General features: G+C 74.2%; 19 protein-coding genes. 7 read left to right on the top strand and 12 right to left on the bottom strand.

From position 1 onward, the window contains the following. Nucleotides 1-44: 44 nt before the first annotated feature. Nucleotides 45-1,064 carry a TAXI family TRAP transporter solute-binding subunit gene (locus ACZ6NC_RS22275; protein ID WP_465735334.1) on the top strand — a complete coding sequence of 340 codons (1,020 nt, stop codon included), beginning with the start codon at nucleotides 45-47 and terminating at the stop codon, nucleotides 1,062-1,064. Here the strand turns inward: ACZ6NC_RS22275 and ACZ6NC_RS22270 are convergent. Together ACZ6NC_RS22270 and ACZ6NC_RS22265 are read right to left on the bottom strand one after the other, a co-directional pair. Next, nucleotides 1,061-2,518, bottom strand: a complete 1,458-nt coding sequence (locus ACZ6NC_RS22270; protein WP_465735332.1) for a sensor histidine kinase — start codon at nucleotides 2,516-2,518, stop codon at nucleotides 1,061-1,063. The two genes, ACZ6NC_RS22275 and ACZ6NC_RS22270, sit on opposite strands and share 4 nt — an antisense overlap. Before the next feature lie 6 nt (nucleotides 2,519-2,524). Next, nucleotides 2,525-3,277, bottom strand: coding sequence for a response regulator transcription factor (locus ACZ6NC_RS22265; RefSeq protein ID WP_465735330.1), 753 nt, complete (start codon nucleotides 3,275-3,277; stop codon nucleotides 2,525-2,527). Nucleotides 3,278-3,661: 384 nt separating this feature from the next. On the opposite strand from ACZ6NC_RS22265, the gene ACZ6NC_RS22260 reads away from it, so the two are divergent. From ACZ6NC_RS22260 to ACZ6NC_RS22240, 5 genes are all read left to right on the top strand, one after another. Further along, complete coding sequence (locus ACZ6NC_RS22260; protein ID WP_465735328.1) at nucleotides 3,662-4,435, top strand: amino acid ABC transporter ATP-binding protein; 774 nt, start codon at nucleotides 3,662-3,664, stop codon at nucleotides 4,433-4,435. 176 nt (nucleotides 4,436-4,611) lie between these two features. After that, nucleotides 4,612-5,517 carry a glutamate ABC transporter substrate-binding protein gene (locus ACZ6NC_RS22255; protein ID WP_465735326.1) on the top strand — a complete coding sequence of 302 codons (906 nt, stop codon included), beginning with the start codon at nucleotides 4,612-4,614 and terminating at the stop codon, nucleotides 5,515-5,517. Between the two features lie 50 nt (nucleotides 5,518-5,567). Then, nucleotides 5,568-6,218, top strand: a complete 651-nt coding sequence (locus ACZ6NC_RS22250) for an amino acid ABC transporter permease (RefSeq protein ID WP_465735324.1) — start codon at nucleotides 5,568-5,570, stop codon at nucleotides 6,216-6,218. Beyond that, nucleotides 6,215-7,066, top strand: coding sequence for an amino acid ABC transporter permease (locus ACZ6NC_RS22245; protein ID WP_465735322.1), 852 nt, complete (start codon nucleotides 6,215-6,217; stop codon nucleotides 7,064-7,066). The genes ACZ6NC_RS22250 and ACZ6NC_RS22245 overlap by 4 nt, the downstream gene beginning before the upstream one ends. Before the next feature lie 167 nt (nucleotides 7,067-7,233). Next, on the top strand, nucleotides 7,234-8,988 hold the full coding sequence (locus ACZ6NC_RS22240) for an FAD-dependent monooxygenase (protein ID WP_465735320.1): 1,755 nt from the start codon (nucleotides 7,234-7,236) through the stop codon (nucleotides 8,986-8,988). On the opposite strand, the gene rny is transcribed toward ACZ6NC_RS22240, so the two are convergent. The 7 genes from rny to ACZ6NC_RS22205 all read right to left on the bottom strand — a co-directional run bounded on the left by rny (nucleotide 8,969) and on the right by ACZ6NC_RS22205 (nucleotide 16,762). Continuing rightward, nucleotides 8,969-10,423, bottom strand: coding sequence for a ribonuclease Y (gene rny, locus ACZ6NC_RS22235; protein ID WP_465735318.1), 1,455 nt, complete (start codon nucleotides 10,421-10,423; stop codon nucleotides 8,969-8,971). The genes ACZ6NC_RS22240 and rny overlap by 20 nt on opposite strands. Before the next feature lie 187 nt (nucleotides 10,424-10,610). Beyond that, nucleotides 10,611-11,600, bottom strand: coding sequence for a recombination regulator RecX (gene recX / locus ACZ6NC_RS22230; RefSeq protein ID WP_465735479.1), 990 nt, complete (start codon nucleotides 11,598-11,600; stop codon nucleotides 10,611-10,613). Between the two features lie 7 nt (nucleotides 11,601-11,607). Further along, nucleotides 11,608-12,723: a recombinase RecA gene (gene recA, locus ACZ6NC_RS22225; RefSeq protein WP_465735316.1), complete on the bottom strand. Its 1,116-nt coding sequence runs from the start codon at nucleotides 12,721-12,723 to the stop codon at nucleotides 11,608-11,610. 154 nt (nucleotides 12,724-12,877) lie between these two features. Then, nucleotides 12,878-14,296, bottom strand: a complete 1,419-nt coding sequence (locus ACZ6NC_RS22220) for an AI-2E family transporter (protein WP_465735314.1) — start codon at nucleotides 14,294-14,296, stop codon at nucleotides 12,878-12,880. A gap of 49 nt (nucleotides 14,297-14,345) precedes the next feature. Further along, nucleotides 14,346-14,540 (bottom strand): DUF3046 domain-containing protein, encoded by a 195-nt coding sequence (locus ACZ6NC_RS22215; protein WP_396323813.1) that lies wholly within the window; start codon nucleotides 14,538-14,540, stop codon nucleotides 14,346-14,348. A gap of 31 nt (nucleotides 14,541-14,571) precedes the next feature. Beyond that, on the bottom strand, nucleotides 14,572-15,126 hold the full coding sequence (locus tag ACZ6NC_RS22210; RefSeq protein ID WP_465735312.1) for a GNAT family N-acetyltransferase: 555 nt from the start codon (nucleotides 15,124-15,126) through the stop codon (nucleotides 14,572-14,574). Nucleotides 15,127-15,169: 43 nt separating this feature from the next. Next, complete coding sequence (locus tag ACZ6NC_RS22205) at nucleotides 15,170-16,762, bottom strand: S8 family serine peptidase (protein WP_465735310.1); 1,593 nt, start codon at nucleotides 16,760-16,762, stop codon at nucleotides 15,170-15,172. Nucleotides 16,763-16,991: 229 nt separating this feature from the next. On the opposite strand from ACZ6NC_RS22205, the gene ACZ6NC_RS22200 reads away from it, so the two are divergent. Beyond that, complete coding sequence (locus tag ACZ6NC_RS22200) at nucleotides 16,992-21,758, top strand: ATP-dependent helicase (protein ID WP_465735308.1); 4,767 nt, start codon at nucleotides 16,992-16,994, stop codon at nucleotides 21,756-21,758. 185 nt (nucleotides 21,759-21,943) lie between these two features. On the opposite strand, the gene ACZ6NC_RS22195 is transcribed toward ACZ6NC_RS22200, so the two are convergent. The 3 genes from ACZ6NC_RS22195 to ACZ6NC_RS22185 all read right to left on the bottom strand — a co-directional run bounded on the left by ACZ6NC_RS22195 (nucleotide 21,944) and on the right by ACZ6NC_RS22185 (nucleotide 23,478). Next, nucleotides 21,944-22,228 carry a hypothetical protein gene (locus tag ACZ6NC_RS22195; protein ID WP_465735306.1) on the bottom strand — a complete coding sequence of 95 codons (285 nt, stop codon included), beginning with the start codon at nucleotides 22,226-22,228 and terminating at the stop codon, nucleotides 21,944-21,946. Nucleotides 22,229-22,282: 54 nt separating this feature from the next. Beyond that, nucleotides 22,283-22,651: a helix-turn-helix domain-containing protein gene (locus tag ACZ6NC_RS22190; protein ID WP_148642736.1), complete on the bottom strand. Its 369-nt coding sequence runs from the start codon at nucleotides 22,649-22,651 to the stop codon at nucleotides 22,283-22,285. 350 nt (nucleotides 22,652-23,001) lie between these two features. Continuing rightward, nucleotides 23,002-23,478: a CinA family protein gene (locus tag ACZ6NC_RS22185; protein ID WP_465735477.1), complete on the bottom strand. Its 477-nt coding sequence runs from the start codon at nucleotides 23,476-23,478 to the stop codon at nucleotides 23,002-23,004. Nucleotides 23,479-23,553: the final 75 nt, after the last annotated feature.

The following is a 23,553-nucleotide window of genomic DNA, read 5'->3' as shown; positions in this document are numbered from 1 at the left end:
GTCCGCCCCTCCCGTTCGGTGCGCGCGCCTGGCACTATCCCTCCATGGCCCCCAGCTCCGCGCCCCGAGTCGGCGCAACCCTCCGCGCGGCGGCGCGCAGCCCGCTCTGGCGGGCGGTGCTGGCCCTGGTGCTGGTGGCGGCGGCCCTCGGCGGCTGGTGGCTCTCGGCCGGCCGATCCCCGGACTACCCGCGCGGGGCCGTGGGCTTCGCGACCGGCGTGCGGGGCGGGGTCTACGACCGGTACGGGCAGCTGCTGGAGGCCCACGTCGGCAAGGCGATGCCGGGGGTGCGGCTGCAGCTGGACAACTCGGAGGGCTCGATCGACAACCTGGCCCGGGTGACCAGCGGCCAGGACGACTTCGCGATCGCCACCGCCGACGCCGTCGCCCAGTACTCCGGGCCCGGCAAGGACCGACTGCGGGCGATCGCCCGGCTCTACGACGACTACCTCCAGCTGGTGGTGCCCGCCTCCTCACCGGTGCACCGGACGGCCGACCTGAAGGGCCTGCGGGTCGGCGTCGGCCAGCCCCTGTCCGGGGTGAACCTGGTGACCCGGCGGCTGCTCTCCTCGGCCGGGCTCGACCCGGACCGCGACATCCGCCCGGCCATGCTCGGCGTCGGCGACGCCGCCGAGCGGCTGCGCGAGGGCAAGCTGGACGCCTTCTTCTGGTCCGGCGGGCTGCCGACCGGCGCGCTCACCGGCCTCTCCGAACAGTTCAAGATCAGGATCGTGCCGCTCGGCGACCTCGCCGAGGCCGTCCACCGGGTCGAGGGCGGCGGTACCGACGCCTACCGGGCGGCCACCATGCCCAAGGGCACCTACCCGAACGCGGAGCCCAAGGAGGCCGTCGCCACCGTGGCCGTGCCCAACCTGCTGATCACCCGGGACGACGTGGACACCGACCTGGTCCAGGGCATGACCCGGGCGGTGATTGACAGCCGCGACCAGATCGGCTCCGAGGTGCACGCCGCCCAGCTGGTCGACCTGCGCACCGCCGTCTACACCGACCCGCTCCCGCTGCACGAGGGCGCGGCGCGCTACTACCGCTCGGTGAAGCCCTAGGAAGTGCCGCCCTGGCCCTTGCGGGGCTTCTCCGCCCGCGGCACCGCCAGGGTCACCGCGAGACCGGTCGGCTGCACCGGCGCGAAGGTGAGCGAGCCGCCGGCGGCCTGGAGGAGGGTCCGGGCGATGGAGAGGCCGAGGCCGGAGCCGTCCACGTTCTGATGCCGCGCGCTGCGCCAGAACCGGTCGCCGGCCCGGGCCAGCTCCTCCTCGGCGAGACCGGGCCCGGCGTCCGAGACGGTCACCGCGACCTCGCTGCGCCGCACCGCGACCAGCACCCGCACCCGGCTGCCGGCCGGGCCGAACTTGAGCGCGTTGTCGATCACCGCGTCCAGCGCGCTGCCGAAGCCGATCGGGTCGGCCATGCCGAGCGCCAGTGCCGGCCCCTCCCAGCCGAGCTCGATCGCGTGCTGCTCCGCCACCGGCCGCCAGGCGTCCGCCCGGGCCAGGGTGAGCGCGGCCAGGTCGGTCGGTTCGGGCTCCGGGCGGGCGTGTTCGGCGGTGGCCAGCCCGAGCAGGTCGTCCAGCACCCGGGCGAGGCGGACGCCCTCCTCGCGGACCCTGCCGAGCTCCTCGTCGTGGCCTTCGGGCAGCTCAAGGCCCAGTACCTCGACCCGCAGCAGCAGCGCCGCCAGCGGGTTGCGCAGCTGGTGCGAGGCGTCCGCGACGAAGGCCTTCTGCTGGTCCAGGGCGAGCACCACGTGGTCGGCCATCTCGTTGAACGAGCGGGCCAGGCGCTGGAGTTCGGGCGGGCCGCCGCCGGGCGCCACCCGGGCGTTCATCCGGCCGGTGGCGATGTCGTGGGTGGCCCGGTCCAAGGTCCGGACGGGGCGCAGCACCCACTCGGTGAGCCGGACGGCGAGCAGCACCGCGACGATCATGGCGGCGGCCTCGCCGGCCCCGATCACCAGCCAGCGGTGCAGTATGCGGGTGCGCAGCGCGCCGGTCGGGGACTCGCTGAGCACCACCGCGACCACGTCGCCGTCCCGGACCACCGGCGTGGCGATGGTCAGCGTCCGGTCGGAGGTCCACGGCCAGACCTGCGGCGGGTTGTGGCTGCGCCGCCCGTCCAGCGCCTCCTGGAAGGCCTGCTCGCCCCAGCCGGCGACCGGCACCCGCCAGTCCGCCGGGGCGGTGGCGATCGGGACGCCGTCACGCTGGAAGATGCCGAGCCGGACGCCGTACAGCTCGTGGTAGCGCGCCACCTCGGCGTCCAGCGCGTGGCGGCGGCTGAGGTCGCCGGGCGCGGGCTCCAGGTCGCCCTTGAGGGCGGAGTCCAGGGCGGAGACGCCCGAGGTGGGCAGGTCCTGGGCGAACCGGGCCGCGTCGTCGAGCCGGTCGACCACCACCCGGCTCTGCTCGGCGGCCGCGACCGCCGCGGCGAGCGGCAGCCCGAGGGCGGCCAGGACGCAGAGCATCAGCGCGATCAGAATGCCGAGCAGGCGGGTACGCACGAACGGTCAGTGCTCCGCGGGGGCCTGGGGAGCGTCCGCGGCGGCGGCCGGGCACTCGGGGATCAGCCGGTAGCCGACGCCCCGGACGGCCTCGACCAGGCCGGGCAGGGCGAGCTTGGTGCGCAGCGAGCCGATGTGCACCTCCAGGGTGCGGCCGTTGCCCTCCCAGCCGCTGCGCCAGACCTCGCTGAAGATCTGCTCGCGGCGGTAGACCACGCCGGGGCTCTGGGCGAGCAGCGCCAGCAGGTCGAACTCCTTGCGGGTGAGCGGCACGTCCCGGCCGTCGACGCTGACCCGGCGGCGCTCGCGGTCGATCAGGATGCCGCGCGACTCCAGCGGCCCCCGCTGCTGCGGCACGGTGTCGGGTGCGGGCGCCGAGACGGCGGCGGGCGCGGCGCCGCGCCGGGCCACGGCGTGTATCCGGGCGAGCAGCTCGCCCATGTCGTACGGCTTGGTGACGTAGTCGTCGGCGCCGAGGTTGAGGCCGTGGATCCGGGAGCGGATGTCGGCGCGCGCGGTCACCATGATCACGGGCACGCCGCTGCCGGCCCGGATCCGGCTGCAGACCTCGAAGCCGTCCCGGTCGGGCAGCCCGAGGTCGAGCAGGACCACACGGTACGGCTCGTTGCCGTCCGGTACCAGCGCGTCGAGCGCCTCGTGCCCGCTGCGGGCGTGCCTGACCTGGAAGCCGTGGCGTCCCAGCACCGCGACCAGCGCGGCAGCCACGCGTTCGTCGTCCTCGACGAGCAGCAGTCGCATCGTTCCTCCTCTCCCGGACGGTCCCCGGGGTGTCGCGTGATGTTCACGGGCCCCACCGGGCAGGTCCCGGTCCTGCGCAGTATGGGCCAGCGGAGCGCCGGACGCCAGGCTCGGCCATGTCCCGGACCCCTGCGGGACGGCCTGAGGCGGGGCGGGTGCCCGCTGTCACCGTGCCCTTGGTGGGGTCTCGTGAACAGCCCGCGCCCGGCGTGTGGCCGGATCGTGATCCTCAAGTTCCGCTCAGATCGGCTGACGTGACATCGTCAGCGCTCCTATGGTCACCCCACCGGGGGCTGCGGCTCCGCCGGCCTCGGCCCCCGGCTTTCTATCACCATTGCCGCCCAAGGGAGTTCAGCTCTCGGGCCGAACCAGGGAGCAGGCGCGATGACCGAGAGCCTCACCAAGGACTCCAGCGCCGCAGCCACCCCCCTGGTGGTGATGCGTGGGGTGAACAAGCACTTCGGCGCCCTGCACGTGCTCCAGGACATCGACCTGGAGATCAAGCAGGGCGAGGTGGTGGTCCTGATCGGCCCCTCCGGCTCGGGCAAGTCCACGCTCTGCCGGACGATCAACCGGCTGGAGACCATCGATTCCGGCACGATCACCATCGACGGCCGCCCGCTGCCCGCCGAGGGCCGCGAGCTGGCCCGGCTGCGGGCCGAGGTCGGCATGGTGTTCCAGAGCTTCAACCTGTTCGCGCACAAGACGGTGCTGGAGAACGTGGTGCTCGGCCAGGTCAAGGTCCGCGGGATCGCCCGCGACAAGGCCGTGGCGACCGCCAAGGAGCTGCTGGAGCGCGTCGGCGTCGGCGCGCAGGCCGCGAAGTTCCCGGCCCAGCTCTCCGGCGGGCAGCAGCAGCGCGTCGCGATCGCCCGGGCGCTGGCGATGAACCCGAAGGTGATGCTCTTCGACGAGCCCACCTCGGCGCTCGACCCGGAGATGATCAACGAGGTGCTGGAGGTCATGCGCCAGCTGGCCGCCGACGGCATGACGATGGTCGTCGTCACCCACGAGATGGGCTTCGCCCGCTCCGCCGCCAACCGCGTGCTCTTCATGGCGGACGGCCGGATCGTCGAGCAGAACACCCCCGAGGCCTTCTTCACCGCGCCGCGCAGCGACCGCGCGAAGGACTTCCTCTCCAAGATCCTGCACCACTGACCGTCCCCGGCCTCCCGGCCTTCCCGGACGTCCCGGAGCCTCCGGGTCTTCCCGACCTACCGGGCCGGCGTTCGTCAGCGGTGACAAGGACGCCGCCGCCGACCACGCCGACCCGGCCAACTTTCTGTCGCCAGAGCCCGGTTGACCCGTGGCCCAGCCCGAGGAGAGCTACCCTCATGAAGACCCGTCGCACCTTCGCCGTCGCGCTCTGCGCCATCGCGCTGACCGCCACCGCCGCCTGTGGCAAGGACGGCACGCCCGGTGACGCCGCCGCCGCCAGCGGCAGCAACGCCCCGAAGCTGCCCACCTACACGGTCAAGACCGACGCGAAGGTGGACTCGCAGGTCTTCGCCGAGGCCAAGAAGCGCGGCCAGCTGGTCATCGGCGCCAAGGCCGACCAGCCCTTCCTCGGCTTCGAGGACGTCGCCAGCGGCGACCGCAGCGGCTTCGACATCGAGATCGCCAAGATGATCGCCGCCGACTTCGGCTTCACCCCGCAGCAGATCAAGTGGGTGACCCTGGTCTCCTCGCAGCGCGAGCCGGCCATCTCCAAGGGCCAGATCGACTTCTACGTCGGCACCTACAGCATCAACGACGAGCGCAAGAAGTCGGTCTCCTTCGCCGGCCCGTACTACATCGCCGGCCAGGACCTGCTGGTGAAGTCGGACAACACCGCCATCACCGGCCCGGAGTCGGTCAACGGCAAGAACGTCTGCACCGCCACCGGCTCCACCTCGATCAAGAACATCCAGCAGTACTCGCCGAAGATCACCCAGTTCGACACCTACTCGGCCTGCGTCGAGAAGCTGATGTCCGGCGAGGTCGACGCCGTCACCACCGACGACGCGATCCTCAAGGGCTACGCCTCCAAGTTCGCCCCCAAGCTCAAGGTGGTCGGCAAGCCGTTCACCACCGAGAACTACGGCGTCGGCCTGAACAAGGACGACGCGACGCTGCGGGCCGCGATCAGCGACGCCATCAAGGCCCACCAGGACAACGGCGACTGGAAGAAGGCGTACGACGCCACCCTCGGCCTCTCCGGCTCGGCCGCGCCCACGCCGCCGGCCCTGGAGCGTTACTGATCCGCCCGTTGACCAACGTTCCTGACCACTCCTGAGAGGAGGGCCGCCGGATGGGTTTCCTGTTCGAGGACGACAACTTCACGCTGTTCCGCGACGGCTTCCTGCAGACGATCGAGCTGAGCGCGCTCAGCGCGCTGCTCGCCCTGCTGCTGGGCACCCTGCTGGCGGCCTTCCGCGTCTCTCCCATCCCGGTGCTGCGCGCCTTCGGCACCGGCTGGGTGACGCTCTTCCGCAACACCCCGCTGACCGTGCTGTTCTTCGCCGTGACCTTCGGGCTCCCGCCGCTGGGCGTGCACTTCAGCCACCTCACCTTCGCGGTGCTGGCACTGGGCTCCTACACGGCCTCGTTCGTCTGCGAGGTGCTGCGCTCCGGCATCAACACCGTGCCGCTCGGCCAGGCCGAGGCGGCCCGCAGCCTCGGCATGACCTTCGGCCAGACGCTCACCCAGATCGTCCTGCCGCAGGCCGCCCGCACCGTGCTGGCCCCGATGAGCAGCGTCTTCATCGCCCTGCCGAGGAACTCGGCGATCGCCGGCGCGTTCAGCGTCGCCGAGCTGTACAGCGCGCAGCAGACGTTCGTCGACCGCGGCTACTCGATCTTCGCGATCTTCTTCTGGGTGGCCTGCGCCTATCTGGTGATCAGCGCCGGCGTCGCCCTGCTGTTCCGCTTCCTGGAAGACCGACTGGCGGTGGCCCGATGAGTGCCCTCTTCACCCGCACCTCCACGGCCAGCGTCCTCTACGACGCCCCCGGCCCGCGGGCGCGCTCGCGCTACCGGATCTTCGGCGTGCTGTCGCTGGTCGCGATCGCCGGGCTGCTCTGGTACGCCGTCACGGCCCTCGCCGACAACGGCCAGTTCGACGCCCAGCTCTGGGACGTGTTCCAGTACAACTCCGTCCAGCAGCGCATCGTCGACGGCCTGGTCTCCACCCTGGAAGCCTTCGGGCTGGCGGCACTCTTCTCCCTCGCCCTGGGCGCGCTGCTCGCCGCCGGCCAGCTCTCCGACCACAAGCCGGTGCGCTGGGCGGCCGTCTCCTTCGTCCAGTTCTTCCGGGCGATGCCGCTGCTCATCCTGATCGTCGCGCTCTACTACGCGTTCTTCGCCAAGCAGCCGATGTGGGCCCTGGTGCTCGGCCTCACCCTCTACAACGGGTCCGTCCAGGCCGAGATCATCCGCAGCGGCGTCAACGCCGTCCCGCGCGGCCAGGGCGAGGCGGCGTACGCGCTCGGCCTGCGCAAGACCCAGGTGATGACCACCATCCTGGTGCCGCAGGCGGTCCGCTCGATGCTGCCGACGATGATCGGCCAGCTGGTCGTCACCCTGAAGGACACCTCGCTCGGCTTCATCATCACCTACAACGAGCTGCTGTTCGTCGGCAAGGCGATCGCCAGTCAGCCGATCAACGCGGCGGGCTTCCCCTACATCCCCGTGGTGCTGGTGATCGGGCCCATCTACATCGCGCTGTGCCTGCTGCTGACGGCGCTCGCCCGGTGGATCGAAGCACGCGGCCGTCGCGGCGCGAACCGGCGCACATCGGCTGCTGCTTGACGGACACGCAGGTGAACTGTTGCATTGCTCTTCGTGACACCATCCGGGACCATCCTCGCGGCATATGACGCCACCCCGTCGGCCTGCCCATGCCCGGAGGTCCCGGACGGCTCCGCACCGGCCGGCGGCCACCGCGCACCGGCCCGCCCGCGCCCGGAGGTCCCGGCATGGACCCGGTGATCGTGGTCGGGGCCGGGCCGGTCGGCCTGGCCCTGGCCCTCGCGCTCGCCCGGCACGAGGTACCGACCATAGTCCTCGACGAAGGCTCCGGGCTCTGCCCCGAGGGCCCGCGCAGCGTCGTCCTCGGGGCCGACACCGCCGCCTTCCTGACCCGGATCGGCTACCCGCGGGCCGTCTCGGACGCCGCCCAGTGGGACGCCTTCACCATCTGGCGCCGCCGCCAGGAGGTGCTCCGGATCGACCTCACCGACGCCCCCGTCCTGCACCTGCCCCAGCACCGGCTCCAGCGCGGCCTGCGTGACGCGCTCACCGGCACCCCGCTGGTCCGGCTGGTCCCGCTGAGCCGGGTCACCCGGCTCGAACAGGACCGCGACGGCGTCAGCGTCCACACCCGCAATCCCCAGGACGGCACCGAGACCTGGTGGCGCGGCAGCCACCTGGTCGGCTGCGACGGCGCCCGCTCCACCGTCCGCAAGCTGCTGAAGATCCGCTTCCCCGGGCGGCCGGCCGTCGACCGCAACGCCATCGCCACCGTCCGGGTCGACCTGCCCTTCACCGAGGCCCGGCTGCACCGCGAGCCGCCGTGGCGCGGCGACCGCGAGGCCTCCGCCCGCCCGCTGCCGGACGGCGTCTGGCGCCTCGACTGGCGGCTGCCCCCGGGCAGACCGGCACCCACCGAACCGGTCGACCCGCACGCCACCTGGCCCGGCATCGTCACCGGTGACACCCTGCTCACCCGGGTCACCGCCACGCTCACCGGCTGGTGCGGCGAACTCCCCCGGTACGAGCTGCTCGCCGCCGCCGACCACACCGCCCAGCAGCGCCTCGCCGCCCGATTCCGCAGCGGCCGCTGCTTCCTCGCCGGCGACGCCGCCCACCTGCACGGCGCCCTCGGCATGCAGAACCTCGCCGACGGGCTCCGCGACGCCGACAACCTCGCCTGGCGGCTCGCCCTCGCCTGGCACCTCCACTCCGGCGGCCCCCAGCCCGGCGGCTCGCTGCTCGACGGCTACGAGTCCGAGCGGCGCGGAGCGGTCGGCGCCCGGCTGCGGGCCGTCGACCAGGCCATGCCGCTGCTGCGCCCGCTGCGCGGCTGGCAGGCCACCCGCCGCTCGCTGATCAGCGGCTCGTTCCGCAAGCACGCCCCGCTGCTCGCCGACGGCCAGCTCGGCACCGGACGCTTCGGCGGCGCCCCCGCCTACCCGGCCGCCCCCTCCGGCGTCCCCGGGCGGGTACCGGTCCAGCGCGGCGCGCGCGGCAGCACCTCGCTCAGCGAACTGCTGCCCGCCACCTCCCCCGGCGTCCTCGTCCCGGACCTGCCGGTGCTCGCCACCGACGGCACGCCGGACCAGCTGCACGCCCGGCTCGGCTCGACGTTCCTCCTGCTGCTGGTCGCCCCCGGCACCACGGTCTGGTCCGCCGAGCACTGGCTGGGCGCCGGGCTGATGCCCCGGCTGGCCGAGGTCGCCGCGGCGCTGCCGGTGCCGGCCGAGGTGCTGGTCACCGAGGAGTACCCGGGCGCCGGGCCGCACACCGTGCTGCTGATCCGGCCCGACGGCCACCTGGTCGGCATCACCCAGGGCGCGGCCGCCGAGGACCTCCAGGCGCTGGCCGACGGGGCCCGGGGCGGGCCGCAGCCGCTGACCGGCGGCGCGGAGCCCGCCGAGCCCGCGGAGACCGCGGAGCCCGCCGCCGAACCGGCCGCCCCGCCGGTGGACTCGCCTAGCGGGCCACCTCGGTGACCCGGCTCTCCCGGACCACCGTGACCCGGATCTGCCCCGGGTAGGTCAGCTCCTCCGCCACCTGCTTGGCGACCTCACGGGCGATCACCTGCGCCCCGAGGTCGTCCACCTCCTCCGGCCGCACCATCACCCGCACCTCGCGGCCGGCCTGCATCGCGTACACCTTGGCCACCCCGTCGTGTGCCCGGGCGATCTCCTCCAGCCGCTCCAGCCGGCGCACGTACACCTCCAGCGACTCCTTGCGCGCGCCCGGCCGGCCGCCCGAGCAGGCGTCGGCGGCCTGGGTCAGCACCGCCTCGACCGTCCGCGGCTCCACCTCCCCGTGGTGCGCCGCGATCGCGTGCACCACGTCCGCCGACTCGCCGTGGCGCCGGGCGAACTCCGCGCCGATCGCGGCATGGCTGCCCTCGGCCTCGTGCGTCATCGCCTTGCCGATGTCGTGCAGCAGCGCCGAGCGGCGCACCGGCTCCGGGTCCACCCCGAGCTCGGCGGCCATCATCCCGGCCAGGTGCGCCGACTCCACCAGGTGCCCGAGCACGTTCTGCCCGTACGAGGCCCGGTAGCGCAGCGTGCCGAGGGTACGGACCAGCTCCGGGTGCATCGCACCGACCCGCACCGCCAGCAGCGCGTCCTCGCCGGCCCGGACGCAGCGGCGCCCGACCTCCTCGCGGCTGCGCTCGTGGAGGTGCTCGATCCGCATCGGGTGGATCCGGCCGTCCTCGACCAGCTGCTCCAGGGTCAGCCGGGCGGTCTCCCGGCGGACCGGGTCGAAGCAGGAGAGCTGCACCGAGGCCGGGGTGTCGTCGATGATCAGATTGACGCCGGTGACCGCCTCGAAGGCGCGGATGTTGCGGCCCTCACGGCCGATGATCCGGCCCTTCATCTCCTCGTTCGGCAGCCGGAACACCGACACCGCCGTCTCGGCGGTCTGCTCGGCCGCCAGCCGCTGGACGGCCCCGGCGACGATCCCGCGGGCCCGTCCCTCGCCCTCCTCCTTGGCCGCCCGCTCGATCTCCCGGACGGTCACGGCCGCCTCGCGCCGGGCCTGCGCCTCGGCCTCCCGGACGAGCTGGGCCCGGGCCTGGCCGGCCGAGAGCCCGGCGACCCGCTCCAGCTCCGCCGACCGGCGCCGCACCAGCTCGGCGGCCTCGCCCCGGGCCTGCTCCAACGCGGCCGAACGCTCGGCGAGTTCGCCCTCCCGGGCACGGAGCCGACGCAGCTCCTCGGTCAGCCGCTCCTCGCGCCGGTCGAGTTCGGCCCGCAACTGCTCGGCCTGCTCCTCGGCCCACCGCCGGGCCCGCTCGGTCTCGGCCATGGCGCGCCGCTGCGCGTTCTGGAGGCGTCTGATCATCAGCCAGGCCGACACCACGACGGCGATCAGCACCACCGCCGAGAGCAGGGAGGCGACCGTTCCGGTGCTCAGCGCGATCCTCATCCTGGCCACTCCCCGTCCCTGCACGGCACGCCGTCCGGGACCAACCGCGACCGGGCCCGGGCACGGCTGCCCGAGGCGCGGCCGAGGCGTGATCGACGCGCTCCCGCACTGAGTGCGAGGCTAAGCGCAGGTTACGAAACGGTCAAGACTGGCCTGGGACTTGGCCAACTCCCGCACCGCGCCGCCGTCACTCCCACCCGTCAGCGGGTGCTCCGTCCACGTCCTCTTCCTCCGGGCCCGCCCCCGAAGCCTCCTCGTCCAGCGCCTCCCGGACCACCCGGAAGGCCAGGCCCTCGGAGTAGCCGCGCCGGGCCAGCACGCCGACCAGCCGGCGCATCCGGGCCTGCCGCTCCAGCCCACGGGTCGCCCGGAGCTTGCGGTCGACCAGCGCCCGGGCCGCCTCGGTCTCGTCGTCGTGGTCGAGCTGCGCGACGGCCTGCTCGACCAGCTCTCCGGCCACGCCCTTGGTCCGCAACTCCTGAGCCAGCGCCCGCCGGGAGAGACCCCGGACGGCATGCCGGGACTCCACCCAGGCCTGCGCGAAGGCCGCGTCGTCGATCAGCCCGACCTCCTCCAGCCGGGTCAGCACCTGATCGGCGACCTCGTCCGGAATCTCCCGCTTGCGCAGGGCGTCGGCGAGCTGCTTGCGGCTCTTGGCCGCTCCGGTGAGCAGCCGCAGGCAGATGTCCCGCGCCCGGGCCTCGGGATCGGCCGGCTCCTCCGCCCTGGCCGCCCGCGCCGCCCGACGCGGCTCCTCGGCCGGGCCCTCGCCGCCCCGCGCCCCCGACGCCGCATCGTCCGCCCGGGCCCGGCCACGGGCACGACGGCCGCGCGCCCCGGCAGCGGGGGAGGTAGGGGCGGCCGCACCCCCGTGACCGGCCGCCCCTCCCCCGGCCCGGTGGCCGGGGGGCTCCTCCTGCGCCAGCGCCGAACGACGCCGGCGCCGCCCGGTGGGCAGCTCGGACGCGGCCATCAGACCGAGCCCGCCGTCCGGCTCTCCCGGGCCCGACACCGGGCTCAGACCCGATGCCGGCCGCGAGACCCGTACCGGGCCCGGCTCCGGTGTCGGACCCGGCTCAGGCTCCGGCTCCGCCACTGCGGCGAACCAGTCCGGCGGGCCGTAGTCGTCGTCATCCTCCGGGCCCGCCGGGCCGCCGCCCACCATGTCGTGCTGCATCAACGGTTCAGGCCTTGGTGGCCGCCGCCGTCTTCTTCGCCGCGGCCGTCTTGGCGGCGGTCGCGGTGATCGGCTTGGCAGCGCCGTCGGCGGCCGGCGCCTCGGCCTCGACGGCCGGCTCCTCCGTCTTCGGGCCGATGCCCAGCTTGCTCTTGATCTTCTTCTCGATCTCGTCGGCCAGCTGCGGGTTGTCCTTCAGGAAGTTGCGGGCGTTCTCCTTGCCCTGGCCGAGCTGGTCGCCCTCGTAGGTGTACCAGGCGCCCGACTTGCGGATGAACCCGTGCTCGACGCCCATGTCGATCAGGCCGCCCTCGCGGCTGATGCCCACGCCGTAGAGGATGTCGAACTCGGCCTGCTTGAACGGCGCCGCGACCTTGTTCTTGACGACCTTGACCCGGGTGCGGTTGCCGACCGCCTCGGTGCCGTCCTTCAGGGTCTCGATCCGGCGGATGTCCAGCCGGACGGAGGCGTAGAACTTCAGCGCCCGGCCACCGGTCGTGGTCTCCGGCGAGCCGAACATGACGCCGATCTTCTCGCGGAGCTGGTTGATGAACACCGCCGTGGTGTTCGACTGGTTCAGCGCACCGGCGATCTTGCGCAGCGCCTGGCTCATCAGCCGGGCCTGCAGACCGACGTGCGAGTCGCCCATCTCGCCCTCGATCTCCGCGCGCGGGACCAGCGCCGCGACGGAGTCGATGATCACCAGGTCGATCGCGCCGGAGCGGATCAGCATGTCGGTGATCTCCAGGGCCTGCTCACCGGTGTCCGGCTGGCTAACCAGCAGGGCGTCGGTGTCCACGCCGAGCTTCTTGGCGTACTCCGGGTCGAGCGCGTGCTCCGCGTCGACGAAGGCGACCGTACCGCCGGCCCGCTGGGCGTTGGCCGCCAGGTGCAGGGTCAGCGTGGTCTTGCCGGAGGACTCGGGGCCGTAGATCTCGACCACCCGGCCACGCGGGATGCCGCCGACCCCGAGGGCGACGTCCAGTGCGGTGGATCCGGTGGAGATCACGTCGATCGGCTCGTTGGCCTTCTCGCCCAGGCGCATCACCGAGCCCTTGCCGAACTGCCGCTCGATCTGAGCGAGCGCGGTCTCAAGGGCCTTCTCGCGGTCCGTACCTGCCATGGCTTCCACCCTCGGGTTCTGTGCTGTGCGCTTCATCGTCCTCGACGCTAGCGCGTCCCACTGACAAACGGCCCTGACCGGGCTCGGCCTGTGGAAAACTCCTCGCCGGAGAGTACAAAGAACATCTGTTCGATTCAAGCCTCACCCGTTCGAACTACCGCTCCCCGCTCGTGCCCTCCGAGCCCCGATCCGCCTCGGACCGCTGGTCAGCCCCCTGATCGACACTCCGGCCCGCGCTCCGGCCCGCATCCCAATCTTCACTCCGGCCTTCACTCCGGCCTTCGCTCCGATCGCCGCCCGGCCCGGACCCCGCCCCGACCATCCGCCGCAGCCGCCGCGCCGCCTCCCGGCGCAGCTCCCGCCGGGCGCGCCGCTGCGCCCCCCGGTCGATCCGCGGATCGGTGGCCACCTCGTACCGGCGCACATACGTCCCGACGAACCCCTGCAGTGTGGCCGCCGCCGGGATGGCGATCAGCGCGCCCACCGCCCCGAGCAGCGCCGCGCCCGCGATCACCGCGCCGAACGCCACCGCCGGGTGCACGTCCACCGTCTTCGCGGTGATCCGCGGGTGCAGCAGGTAGTTCTCGACCTGCTGGTAGACCACCACGAACACCAGCACCCAGAGCGCGTCCACCGGCTCCACCGTGAGCGCGACCAGCACCGGCAGCGCGCCAGCCAGGTACGTCCCGATGGTGGGCACGAACTGCGACATGACGCCCACCCAGACCGCCAGCGCCGCCGAGTACGGCAGGTCCAGCAGCGCAAACATCACCCAGTGCGCGAGCGCCGACGCCACCGCGAGCAGCGCCCGCGAGTAGAGGTAGCCGCCGGTCTTGGCCAGCGCGATCTCCCAGGCCCGCAGCACCTCGCCCTGCTTGGCGGGCGGCAGCAGCGAGCAGACCGTCCGGCGCACCCGGGGGCCGTCGGCGGTGAAGTAGAAGGTGAAGAGGCCGACCGTGAAGGCCTGGAAGAGCCCGCCGATCAGGGTGGAGGAGACGCCCCAGACGTTGTCGGCGGCCTGCTGGGCGTAGGTCTCGATGGCGCCCGAGTCCTTGAGCAGCTTCTTCTGCAGCTCGTCCAGCGAGAGGTCCTGGTGGAAGGTCCGGTTGACCCAGTTGATCAGGTTGTCCAGCAGGTGCGGCAGGTCACCCGCGATCTTCGCCACCTGGTCGACCAGCAGGGTGCCGAGCGCGGCCAGGAAGCCCGCCACCGCGATCGCCACCGCGACGAAGACCAGGAAGGTGCCGACGCCCCGGCGCACCCCGCGGGCCGCCATCCGGTCGACGGCCGGCTCCAGCGCCAGCGAGAGGAAGAAGGCCACCAGCAGCATCACGAAGAGGTCGATCAGCTGGTGGAAGGCCCAGTCGGCGAGCTGGAACAGCCCGACCATGAGCAGTGCCAGCACCATCGCCCGGGGCAGCCAGCGCGGCATCCCGGTGCCCCAGAGCCCGTCGGCCGCCCCCCGGGCCGGCTCCGCCGCGGGTACGGATGCGGATGCGGGCGGCGGCCCCGCGGCCTCGTCGACGGCCCGCGCCGACCTGTCCGAATTCTGCGGTTCTGCGCTGCTTGTCACTCGGACAGTCTGTCCCATGCCCGACACCCGTCCGAGCACGGGCACCCGCTCAGCGCAGCTGCGCCGACACTCCCTGGGTGTCGCAGACCACCCGCCAGACGTCCTTGGCCTCCCAGCCCGCTTCCAGTGCCTGACGCACCGTCCGCCCACCCAGCTCGGTCATCACGTGGTCGGTGGCGAAGGACTCCGCGTACACCTCGCCGAAGTGCGCGTACATCCGCCGCCAGAACTCCGTCAGCCTCATGCCCACCAGTATCCCGGACCGCCGCCAAGCTCTAAGGCCGCCAGTCGGCCGCCTCCAGCGCGTACTCGACCTCGCCCAGTTCGGTCCCGGGGACGGGCTCCGGGTAGTCCTCGTGGAAGGTGCGGACGTAGCGGAGGCCGGTCTTCTCCATCACCCGCCGCGAGCCGCCGTTGACCGCCATCGTGTACGCCACCACCCGGCGCACGCCGAGCCCGGTGAAGCCGTGGCGGACCAGCGCCCGCGCGCCCTCGGTGGCGTAGCCGTGCCCCCAGGCTGCCCGGCGCAGCCGGTACCCGAGCTCGACCTCGCCCCGGTCCGCCGGATCCGTCGGGCGGAACTCGAACCACCCCAGGAAGGCCCCGCCGTCCCGCTCCTCGGCCGCCCACCAGCCGAGGTCGCCGTACCGCTCGTAGTGCGAGTGGTAGAGCGGCAGCAGGGTGCCCTCGACCACGTCGCGCGGGGTGGGGCGGCCGCCGGTGAGGTAGCGCATCACCTCGGGGTCGCCGTCGAGCTCCACCAGGCGGTCGGCGTCGGCGGCGGTGAAGCGGCGCAGTACCAGCCGCTCGGTGGTGAGGTGGACGGTCATGGTCCGATCCTGCCCCGCCCCGGCCGCGCCCGTCACCGGGTTTTCAGTGCGGCAGCGCGAGCGCCCCCGCGCCGTAGTACTGGCGGTCGCCGCAGCCGAGCGGCCCGGGCGGGCAGGCGGCCGCCGCGGTGGCGGCCAGCAGGGCGGCGAGCCGGTCCGAGCCCCAGTCCGGGTGGAGCGCGGCGGCCACCGCGACCGCGCCGGTGACGTGCGCCGCGGCCATCGAGGTGCCGGCCAGCGCGGCGTACTGCCCGCCGGGCCAGTCGGAGACGATCGCGCCGTGCGCGCCGGCGTCCGGGTCCCCGCCGGGGGCGGCCAGCGAGACCTTGCCGCGCCCGTAGTTGGAGTACGCCGACGGGCCGCCGTCCCGGTTGACGGCGGTCACCGTGACCACCCCGGGCAGCTCGCCGGGCAGCCGGATGCACTCGGTGCCGAGGTAGCGGGACTGCGCCGGGCCGGAGGTGCGGTCGTTGGGGCTGCGCTCGTCGGTGCGGGAGGCGCCGAGGTCCTGCCCGTCGTTGCCGGCCGAGGCCACCACCACCGCGCCCTGCCGCCGGGCGTAGCCGACCGCGCGGTCGACGGCCTCGGTCAGCGCGGCCTGGTCGGGGTCCTGCGGACAGTTGTACTTCCACGGGTCGGCGAAGTAGCTGTTGTTGATCGCCTTGGCGCCGTGGTCGGCGGCCCAGAGCATGCCGCAGACGATGTTCTCCGCGTAGTACTGGCCGAGCGGGCCTAGCAGCCGGACGGCGGCGATCCGGACGCCCGGCGCCACGCCGCTGACGCCGTGGCCGTCCCGGGCGGCGCCGACGATCCCGGCGACGTGGGTGCCGTGGCCGCTCTCGCCGACGCCGAGGTCGGGCCGCCAGGCGCCGGTCCGGGCGTCGGGGCGGCCGTCGGCGCAGGAGGCGGAGCTCTTCGGGTCGACGGCGGCGCGCAGGTCCGGGTGGCTGTCGTCGACGCCGGAGTCGAGCACCGCGACCAGCACCTTGCGCAGCGCGTCGGCGGAGGGAGCGCCGGGGCCTGCGGCGGGGCTGCGCAGCAGGGTGGGTGAAGCGTCGCCGGCCGGGGCACCGGAGGCGCCGAGCATGGCGAGGTTCCAGGCGTCGCGCTCGCCCGGGTCGGCCACGGTGGCGGTCTCGTCGTCGGCTCCGTCGGCTCCGTCGGCGCTGCGGCGAGCGCCCGCGCCGAGGCCGCCGTCGGTGCTGCGGCCGCCGTCGGTCCGGTCGGCGTCGGCCCCCGCGCCGAAGTCCCCGGCGCCGTCCAGCGGCCGGGGCGGGCTGGGCACCGGCGCGGTCCGGGTGGCGCCGACCGCGGCCACGCCGGGCCGGGCGCGGACCTTGTCGGCGAAGCCGCCGGGGGCGTACGCGAGCACGGCGCCGATCTGTGGGTACTCCTGGACGACCTGCCCGCCGGCGGCGCGCGCCTCGGTGCCTGCCTTGGCGGCGCCGGCGGCGTCCTCCTGCTCGGCCAGCACCAGGTAGCTGAGGTAGGAGCGGCCGGGCCCGGCCACGTACGGGACGGCGCCGCCGACCACCAGCGCGGTGAGCAGCATGGCGAGCAGTGCCCGGAGGGGGCCGCGGGCCCGGTGCGGTCCGGCCTGGGCGGGACCGCTGCCGGACGGGTGCGCCTGCGCCATGGCACGGTCTCCGCTCGTCGGTCCCGGTCGGTCGCGGGAGCTCCGGTGATCACGGGGGGCTGGTTGTCATGGAAGAGCCCTGGGTCTGAATCATCACCATATGAGTGGATTGTCCTCTTTGCCTTTTTTAACTGCACCGGGCGGCACCCGGGCAACGTCCCGACCGCCCACCGCCCGCCCACCGCCCGCCGGCCCGCCCGTTGTCGGTGCCACCCGGCACCATGGGGGCATGGCGCCACAGACCGACCCCCAGCCGCCCACCGACCCGCTGGCCGGATTCGCCCCGGCCACCCGGGCCTGGTTCACGGGCGCCTTCCACGCGCCCACCACCGCCCAGGCCGAGGCCTGGCGCGCCATCGGGCAGCAGACGGACGTCCTGGTGGTCGCCCCCACCGGCTCCGGCAAGACGCTCGCCGCCTTCCTCTCCGCCCTGGACACCCTCAGCAGCACCCCGGTGCCCGCCGAGCCGAAGCGCCGCTGCCGCGTCCTCTACATCTCGCCGCTCAAGGCCCTCGCCGTCGACGTCGAACGCAACCTCCGCGCCCCGCTGGCCGGCCTCCGCCAGGCCTCCGTCCGCCTCGGCCTGCCCGAGCCCGACGTCCAGGTCGGCATCCGCTCCGGCGACACCCCGGCCGCCGACCGCCGTCGCTTCGCCACCCACTCGCCGGACATCCTGATCACCACCCCCGAGTCGCTCTTCCTGCTGCTCACCTCCGCCTCCCGCGAGGCGCTGCGCGGCATCGACACGGTGATCCTGGACGAGGTGCACGCCGTCGCCGGCACCAAGCGCGGCGCCCACCTCGCGCTCTCGCTGGAGCGGCTGGACGAGCTGCTGGAGCGCCCGGCCCGCCGGATCGGCCTCTCCGCCACCGTCCGCCCGGTCGAGGAGGTGGCCCGCTTCCTCAGCCCGCAGCGCGGCGCCACCATCGTCCAGCCCGCCGCCGCCAAGGAGTTCGACCTCTCGGTGGTCGTCCCCGTCCCCGACCTGGACGACCTGCCGGCCGCCCCCGCCGCCGACGGCGACCCTCAGCGACCGGGGGCATCTCCCGGGGGCGCCTCGATCTGGCCGCACGTCGAGGAGCGGATCGTCGACCTGGTCCAGGCCCACCGCTCGACCATCGTCTTCGCCAACTCCCGCCGCCTCGCCGAGCGGCTCTGCAACCGGCTCAACGAGATCGCCGTCGAACGCGCCACCGGCGAGCGGCTGCCCGAGGCGCACTCCCCGGCCCAGCTGATGGCCGAGTCCGGCGTCGCCAAGGGCGCCCCGCCGGTCATCGCCCGTGCCCACCACGGCTCCGTCTCCAAGGAGCAGCGCGCCCTGGTCGAGGAGGAGCTGAAGGCCGGCCGGCTGCCCGCCGTGGTCGCCACCTCCAGCCTGGAGCTGGGCATCGACATGGGCGCCGTCGAGCTGGTCGTCCAGGTCGAGTCCCCGCCCTCGGTCGCCTCCGGCCTCCAGCGGGTCGGCCGGGCCGGCCACCAGGTCGGTGCCGTCTCCACCGGCGTCTTCTTCCCCAAGTACCGGGGTGACCTCGTCCAGTCCGCCGTGGTCACCGAGCGGATGCGGGCCGGCCGGATCGAGGCGCTGCGCATCCCGCGCAACCCGCTGGACGTGCTGGCCCAGCAGCTGGTCGCGATGACGGCGCTGGACACCTGGCCGGTGGACGACCTGCTCGCCCTGGTCCGCCGGGCCGCGCCGTTCGCCACCCTGCCGCAGTCCGCCTTCGACGCCGTGCTCGACATGCTGGCCGGCCGCTACCCCTCGGACGCCTTCGCCGAGCTGCGCCCCCGCCTGGTCTGGGACCGGGTGGCCGGCACCGTCACCGGCCGCCCCGGCGCCCAGCGGCTCGCCGTGACCTCCGGCGGCACCATCCCCGACCGCGGCCTGTTCGGCGTCTTCATCGCGGGCAGCACCCCGTCCGATTCGAAGAGCGGCAAGAAGGGCGGTGGTGGGCGACGGGTGGGCGAGCTGGACGAGGAGATGGTCTACGAGTCCCGGGTCGGCGACGTCTTCACCCTCGGCACCACCTCCTGGCGGATCGAGGAGATCACCCACGACCAGGTGCTGGTCACCCCCGCCCCCGGCATCCCCGGCCGGCTCCCGTTCTGGAAGGGCGACACCCTCGGCCGCCCGCTCGAACTCGGCCGCGCCCTCGGCGCGTTCACCCGCGAGCTGGGCGCCCTGGAGCCCGCAGCCGCCACCGCCCGGCTCAAACTGGCCGGCCTGGACGACTGGGCGGCCGGCAACCTGCTCGACTACCTCGCCGAGCAGCGCGCCGCCTGCGGCCACCTCCCGGACGACCGCACCATCGTGGTCGAGCGCTTCCGGGACGAGCTGGGCGACTGGCGGATCGTCATCCACTCTCCGTTCGGCGCCCAGGTGCACGCCCCCTGGGCACTCGCGCTCGCCGCCCGGCTGCGCGAGAAACACGGCCTGGACCCGCAGGTCATGCACGCCGACGACGGCATCGTCCTCCGCCTGCCCGACGCCGACCTGCTGGCCACCGACTTCGACTTCGGCAGCCCTTCCGCGAAGCCCGTCACCGACGACGCCCCGGTCGGCGCCGACGCCGCCCTGTTCGACCCGGGCGAGATCGAACAGCTCGTCACCGACCAGGTCGGCGGCTCCGCCCTGTTCGCCTCCCGCTTCCGCGAGTGCGCCGGCCGCGCCCTGCTGCTCCCCCGCCGCAGCCCCGGCCGGCGCACCCCGCTCTGGCAGCAGCGCCAGCGCGCCGCCCAGCTCCTCGAAGTCGCCTCCGAGTACGGCTCCTTCCCGATCGTGCTGGAGGCCGTCCGGGAGTGCCTGCAGGACGTCTTCGACGTGCCCGGCCTGGTCGAGCTGATGGGGGATCTCGAATCCCGCGCCGTCCGCCTGGTCGAGGTCACCACCACCGAGCCGTCCCCGTTCGCCCGCTCGCTGCTCTTCGGCTACGTCGCCCAGTTCCTCTACGAGGGCGACTCCCCGCTCGCCGAGCGCCGCGCCGCCGCCCTCTCCCTCGACTCCCGGCTGCTCTCCGAACTCCTCGGCCAGGCCGAACTGCGCGAGCTGCTCGACCCGCAGGTCCTCGCCGAGCTGGAGGCCGAGCTCCAGCGCCTCGCCCCCGAGCGCCGGATCAGGGACGCCGAGGGCGTCGCCGACGCGCTGCGACTGCTCGGCCCGCTCACCGAGGCCGAGCTCACCGCCCGCGGCGCCGAGCCGCTCTGGGCCCTGGAGCTGGAGGCCGCCCGCCGGGTGATCGCGGTGCGGATCGCCGGCGAGCAGCGCTGGGCCGCCATCGAGGACGCCGGGCGCCTGCGCGACGCCCTCGGCACCCCACTGCCGGTCGGCGTCCCCGAGGCCTTCACCGAACCGGTCAAGGACCCACTGGGGGACCTCCTCGCCCGGCACGCCCGCACCCACGGCCCGTTCACCGCCGCCGAGGCCGCCTCCCGCTTCGGCCTCGGCACCGCCGTGGTCGTCGGCACCCTGGCCCGGCTCACCGCCGCGGGCCGGCTCGTCCAGGGCGAGTTCCGGCCGGTCGAGGGCCACACCGCCACCGTCGAGTGGTGCGACGCCGAGGTGCTCCGCCGGCTGCGCCGCCGCTCCCTCGCCGCGCTGCGCCAGGAGGTCGAGGCCGTCCCGCCGCGCGCCCTGGCCGCCTTCCTCCCGCAGTGGCAGCACCTGGCCGGCCACCGGCTGCGCGGCCCCGACGGCCTGCTCCGGGTGGTCGAGCAGCTCCAGGGCACCGCCCTGCCCGCCTCGGCGCTGGAGAAGCTGATCCTCCCGGCCCGGCTCTCGGACTACTCCCCCAACCTGCTGGACGAGCTGATGGCGGCCGGCGAGATCGGCTGGTCCGGCGCCGGTGCCCTGCCCGGCAAGGACGGCTGGATCAGCCTGCATCTCGCCGAGACGGCCCATCTGCTGCGCCCCGAGCCCGTCCCGCCGGCCGTCACCCCCGTGCACACCGCCCTGATGGAGGCGCTGGCGGGCGGCTACGGGCTCTTCTTCCGCCAGCTCGTCGCGCATCTCCCGGACACCCCCGAGCCCGAGCTCGTCGAAGCCCTCTGGGACTTGGTCTGGGCCGGGTACGTCAGCAACGACACCCTGGCCCCGCTACGGGCCCTGCTCGGCTCGGGCCGGACGGCCGGAGCGACCGCCCACCGGGCGCCCCGGGCCACCCCGCGCGGCCGCTACGGCGGCGCCGGCCGCCCGTTCGGCCGGATCGGCGGCGCCCTGCGCAGCGGACCGCCGACGGTGGCCGGGCGCTGGTCGCTGCTGCCCGCCTTCGACGCCGACCCGACGGTCCGCGCCACCGCGCGGGCACAGAGCCTGCTGGACCGGCACGGCCTGCTCACCCGGGGCACGGTGGCCGCCGAGCGCGTCCCGGGCGGCTTCGCCGGGGTGTACCGGGTGCTGGCCGCGATGGAGGAGCGCGGCCGGGCCCGCCGCGGGTACTTCGTGGAGGGGCTGGGCGGCGCCCAGTTCGCCATGGAGGGCGCCGCGGACCGGCTGCGGTCGGTCAGCGGCCGGCTGGAGCGGGCCCGGGCCACCGAATGGGGGGCGGGCCCGGCGGCCGAGCCGCCGCAGGTGCTGGTGCTGGCCGCCGCCGACCCGGCCAACGCCTACGGCGCCGCACTGCCGTGGCCCGAGCCGCCCGGCACCCCGGACGGTGACACGAGCGGGGCGGAGGGGGCAGCGGGGCCGGAGGGGGCCAAGGAGAGCCGGGCCGCCAAGGCACACCGGCCCGGCCGCAAGGCGGGCGCCTTGGTGGTCCTGGTCGACGGCGAGCTGGCGCTCTACATCGAGCGGGGCGGCAAGTCCCTGCTGGCCTGGCCGGAGGACGAGGCCACCCGCGCGCTGGCCGCCTCGGCCCTCGCCTCGGCCGTCCGCGGGGGCGCGCTCGGCAGCGTCACCGTCGAACGGGCCAACGGTGAGCCCGCCCTCGGTTCGGCGCTCGGCGCCGCCCTGGAGGAGGCCGGCTTCCACGCCACCCCGCGCGGCCTGCGGCTGCGTCCCTGACCGCCGGCCCCCACCGCCAGCCCTGACCGACTGCCCCCGGCGACGGCCTCAACCAACGGCCGCAAGCGACAGCCGGGCACGACGAAGGCCGCGAGGCGGGAACCCACCTCGCGGCCTTCGCACCGCGGCACTCCTGTCACCCGGGAGATCGCGGAAGAGCTCGCCCCGGACGTCGTCCGGGCACGTCACCCGATCGGAGGCTCCGCCTCCACCCGGACCGCCCGCTCACCCGTACGGCCTGGCAGCGGCCCGGTGGACCACCGGTCGGCATGGACCGGGATCAGCCCGAGCCCCCAGCCGCCGGCTGCGAGCAACCCCAGCGCGGCCCCGTCGGCCAACTGTCCCTGGACCACCAGGACCCACCAGCCGAGCCCGCCCGCGACCACCACCAGGCCTGCACGCAAAGGCCGGGGCATCAACCGCCCCAGCCGTATTCGGGCTTCGGCGTACGCCGTCACAGGTCTTTGCACGACCGCCCTCCTTCGCTCGCCCCGGGCACCAGGCGCCCGGGCACCGAGGCCAGGTCAGGCGGCGACCACGTCCATCGCGGCAGCCTTGGGCGAGAGGTTCGCCCGGTCGGTGCCGGGGGCGGGCAGCGGTACCGGTTCGAGCACCGGCCTCAGCAGTTCACCTTCGGAGAGGGTGGCCATCGCCGCAAGTTCGGCGAGCGAGAGTTCGTCACTGACCTCGCGCATGACCTCGGACATACGGACGTCGAGTGCGTCGCAGATCGCGGAGAGCAGCTCCGAAGAGGCCTCCTTCTGTCCCCGCTCGACCTCGGAGAGGTAACCGAGCGAAACCCTGGCGGCCGCCGACACCTCGCGGAGTGTGCGGCCCTGGCGCTGGCGCTGCCGACGCAGTACATCGCCCAGTAGGCGACGGAGCAGGATCATCGGTGCCTCCCTCCTCGGACTGCGGATCGAGATGTCACGCCCCCACCGTACCGCCTTGCCCGCTTCGCGTGCGGGGACCATGGTCGTGTTCACTCTGGGCTGCAAGGCTGTCCCCTCCCCTGTTTCGGTGTCGCACCCGGGTCGGCGGGCACCTCGTCGTACCCTCCGTGCGGCGCCCGGGCACCGCCAAGCCACTCGTTCGCCACCTGGTTTCTGCCCAACCAGGCCCTTGGATGTAACACGATCCTCCAGCTACGCCATACCCGTACGCCAGTTCGGGAGATCTCGGTTCGATGGAGATCTTGTCGGGCGAAGCCTCTGTGACGCCTCCACGATGGGTGAGCGACGGGTCAGTGCGTGGGCGCACCGGACGGAAGCCGCCCGACGAGCAGCTCCAGAGCGGCGGTCACCGCCCCGTGACGGATTGTGGCACGCTCCCCCGACAACCGGGGCGAACTGACCAGACTTCCCCCCGGACCGGCGACCGCGAGGTGTACGGTGCCCACCGGCTGCCCGTCCTGCGGGTCCGGCCCGGCCACCCCGGTCGTCGCCACCCCGTAGGTGGCACCCAGCAGCAAGCGCACGCCCTCGGCCATCTGCCGCGCCACCACCGGGTGGACCGGCCCGTGCACGGCCAGCAGGCCCTCGTCGACGCCGAGCACCGACGCCTTCAGCTCGGTCGCGTACGCGGTGACCGACCCGCGGAAGGTCGCGGACGCCCCGGGGACGTCCACCAGCGCCGCCGCCAGCAGCCCGCCGGTGAGCGACTCCGCCACCGCCACCGTGCTGCCCTCCGCGCGCAGCGCGGCGTGCGCCTTCACCGCCAACGCGTAGTCCGCCGGGGCGCCCGCCCCGCCGTCCACCGCGCCCGGTTCCTCGCACTCCACCCGGCCGTCCACCCC

Source organism: Kitasatospora sp. NPDC041988, assembly GCF_055588525.1.
This window is presented reverse-complemented; position numbering and strand designations above follow the sequence as displayed.

Bases quoted from the DNA above. Each gene is read 5' to 3' on its own strand.
- ACZ6NC_RS22275 (WP_465735334.1), top strand. From the start codon at position 45: ATGGCCCCCAGCTCCGCGCCCCGAGTCGGCGCAACCCTCCGCGCGGCG.
- ACZ6NC_RS22265 (WP_465735330.1), bottom strand. From the start codon at position 3,277: ATGCGACTGCTGCTCGTCGAGGACGACGAACGCGTGGCTGCCGCGCTG.
- ACZ6NC_RS22260 (WP_465735328.1), top strand. From the start codon at position 3,662: ATGACCGAGAGCCTCACCAAGGACTCCAGCGCCGCAGCCACCCCCCTG.
- ACZ6NC_RS22255 (WP_465735326.1), top strand. From the start codon at position 4,612: ATGAAGACCCGTCGCACCTTCGCCGTCGCGCTCTGCGCCATCGCGCTG.
- ACZ6NC_RS22250 (WP_465735324.1), top strand. From the start codon at position 5,568: ATGGGTTTCCTGTTCGAGGACGACAACTTCACGCTGTTCCGCGACGGC.
- ACZ6NC_RS22245 (WP_465735322.1), top strand. From the start codon at position 6,215: ATGAGTGCCCTCTTCACCCGCACCTCCACGGCCAGCGTCCTCTACGAC.
- ACZ6NC_RS22240 (WP_465735320.1), top strand. From the start codon at position 7,234: ATGGACCCGGTGATCGTGGTCGGGGCCGGGCCGGTCGGCCTGGCCCTG.
- rny (WP_465735318.1), bottom strand. From the start codon at position 10,423: ATGAGGATCGCGCTGAGCACCGGAACGGTCGCCTCCCTGCTCTCGGCG.
- recX (WP_465735479.1), bottom strand. From the start codon at position 11,600: ATGCAGCACGACATGGTGGGCGGCGGCCCGGCGGGCCCGGAGGATGAC.
- recA (WP_465735316.1), bottom strand. From the start codon at position 12,723: ATGGCAGGTACGGACCGCGAGAAGGCCCTTGAGACCGCGCTCGCTCAG.
- ACZ6NC_RS22215 (WP_396323813.1), bottom strand. From the start codon at position 14,540: ATGAGGCTGACGGAGTTCTGGCGGCGGATGTACGCGCACTTCGGCGAG.
- ACZ6NC_RS22210 (WP_465735312.1), bottom strand. From the start codon at position 15,126: ATGACCGTCCACCTCACCACCGAGCGGCTGGTACTGCGCCGCTTCACC.
- ACZ6NC_RS22205 (WP_465735310.1), bottom strand. From the start codon at position 16,762: ATGGCGCAGGCGCACCCGTCCGGCAGCGGTCCCGCCCAGGCCGGACCG.
- ACZ6NC_RS22200 (WP_465735308.1), top strand. From the start codon at position 16,992: ATGGCGCCACAGACCGACCCCCAGCCGCCCACCGACCCGCTGGCCGGA.
- ACZ6NC_RS22190 (WP_148642736.1), bottom strand. From the start codon at position 22,651: ATGATCCTGCTCCGTCGCCTACTGGGCGATGTACTGCGTCGGCAGCGC.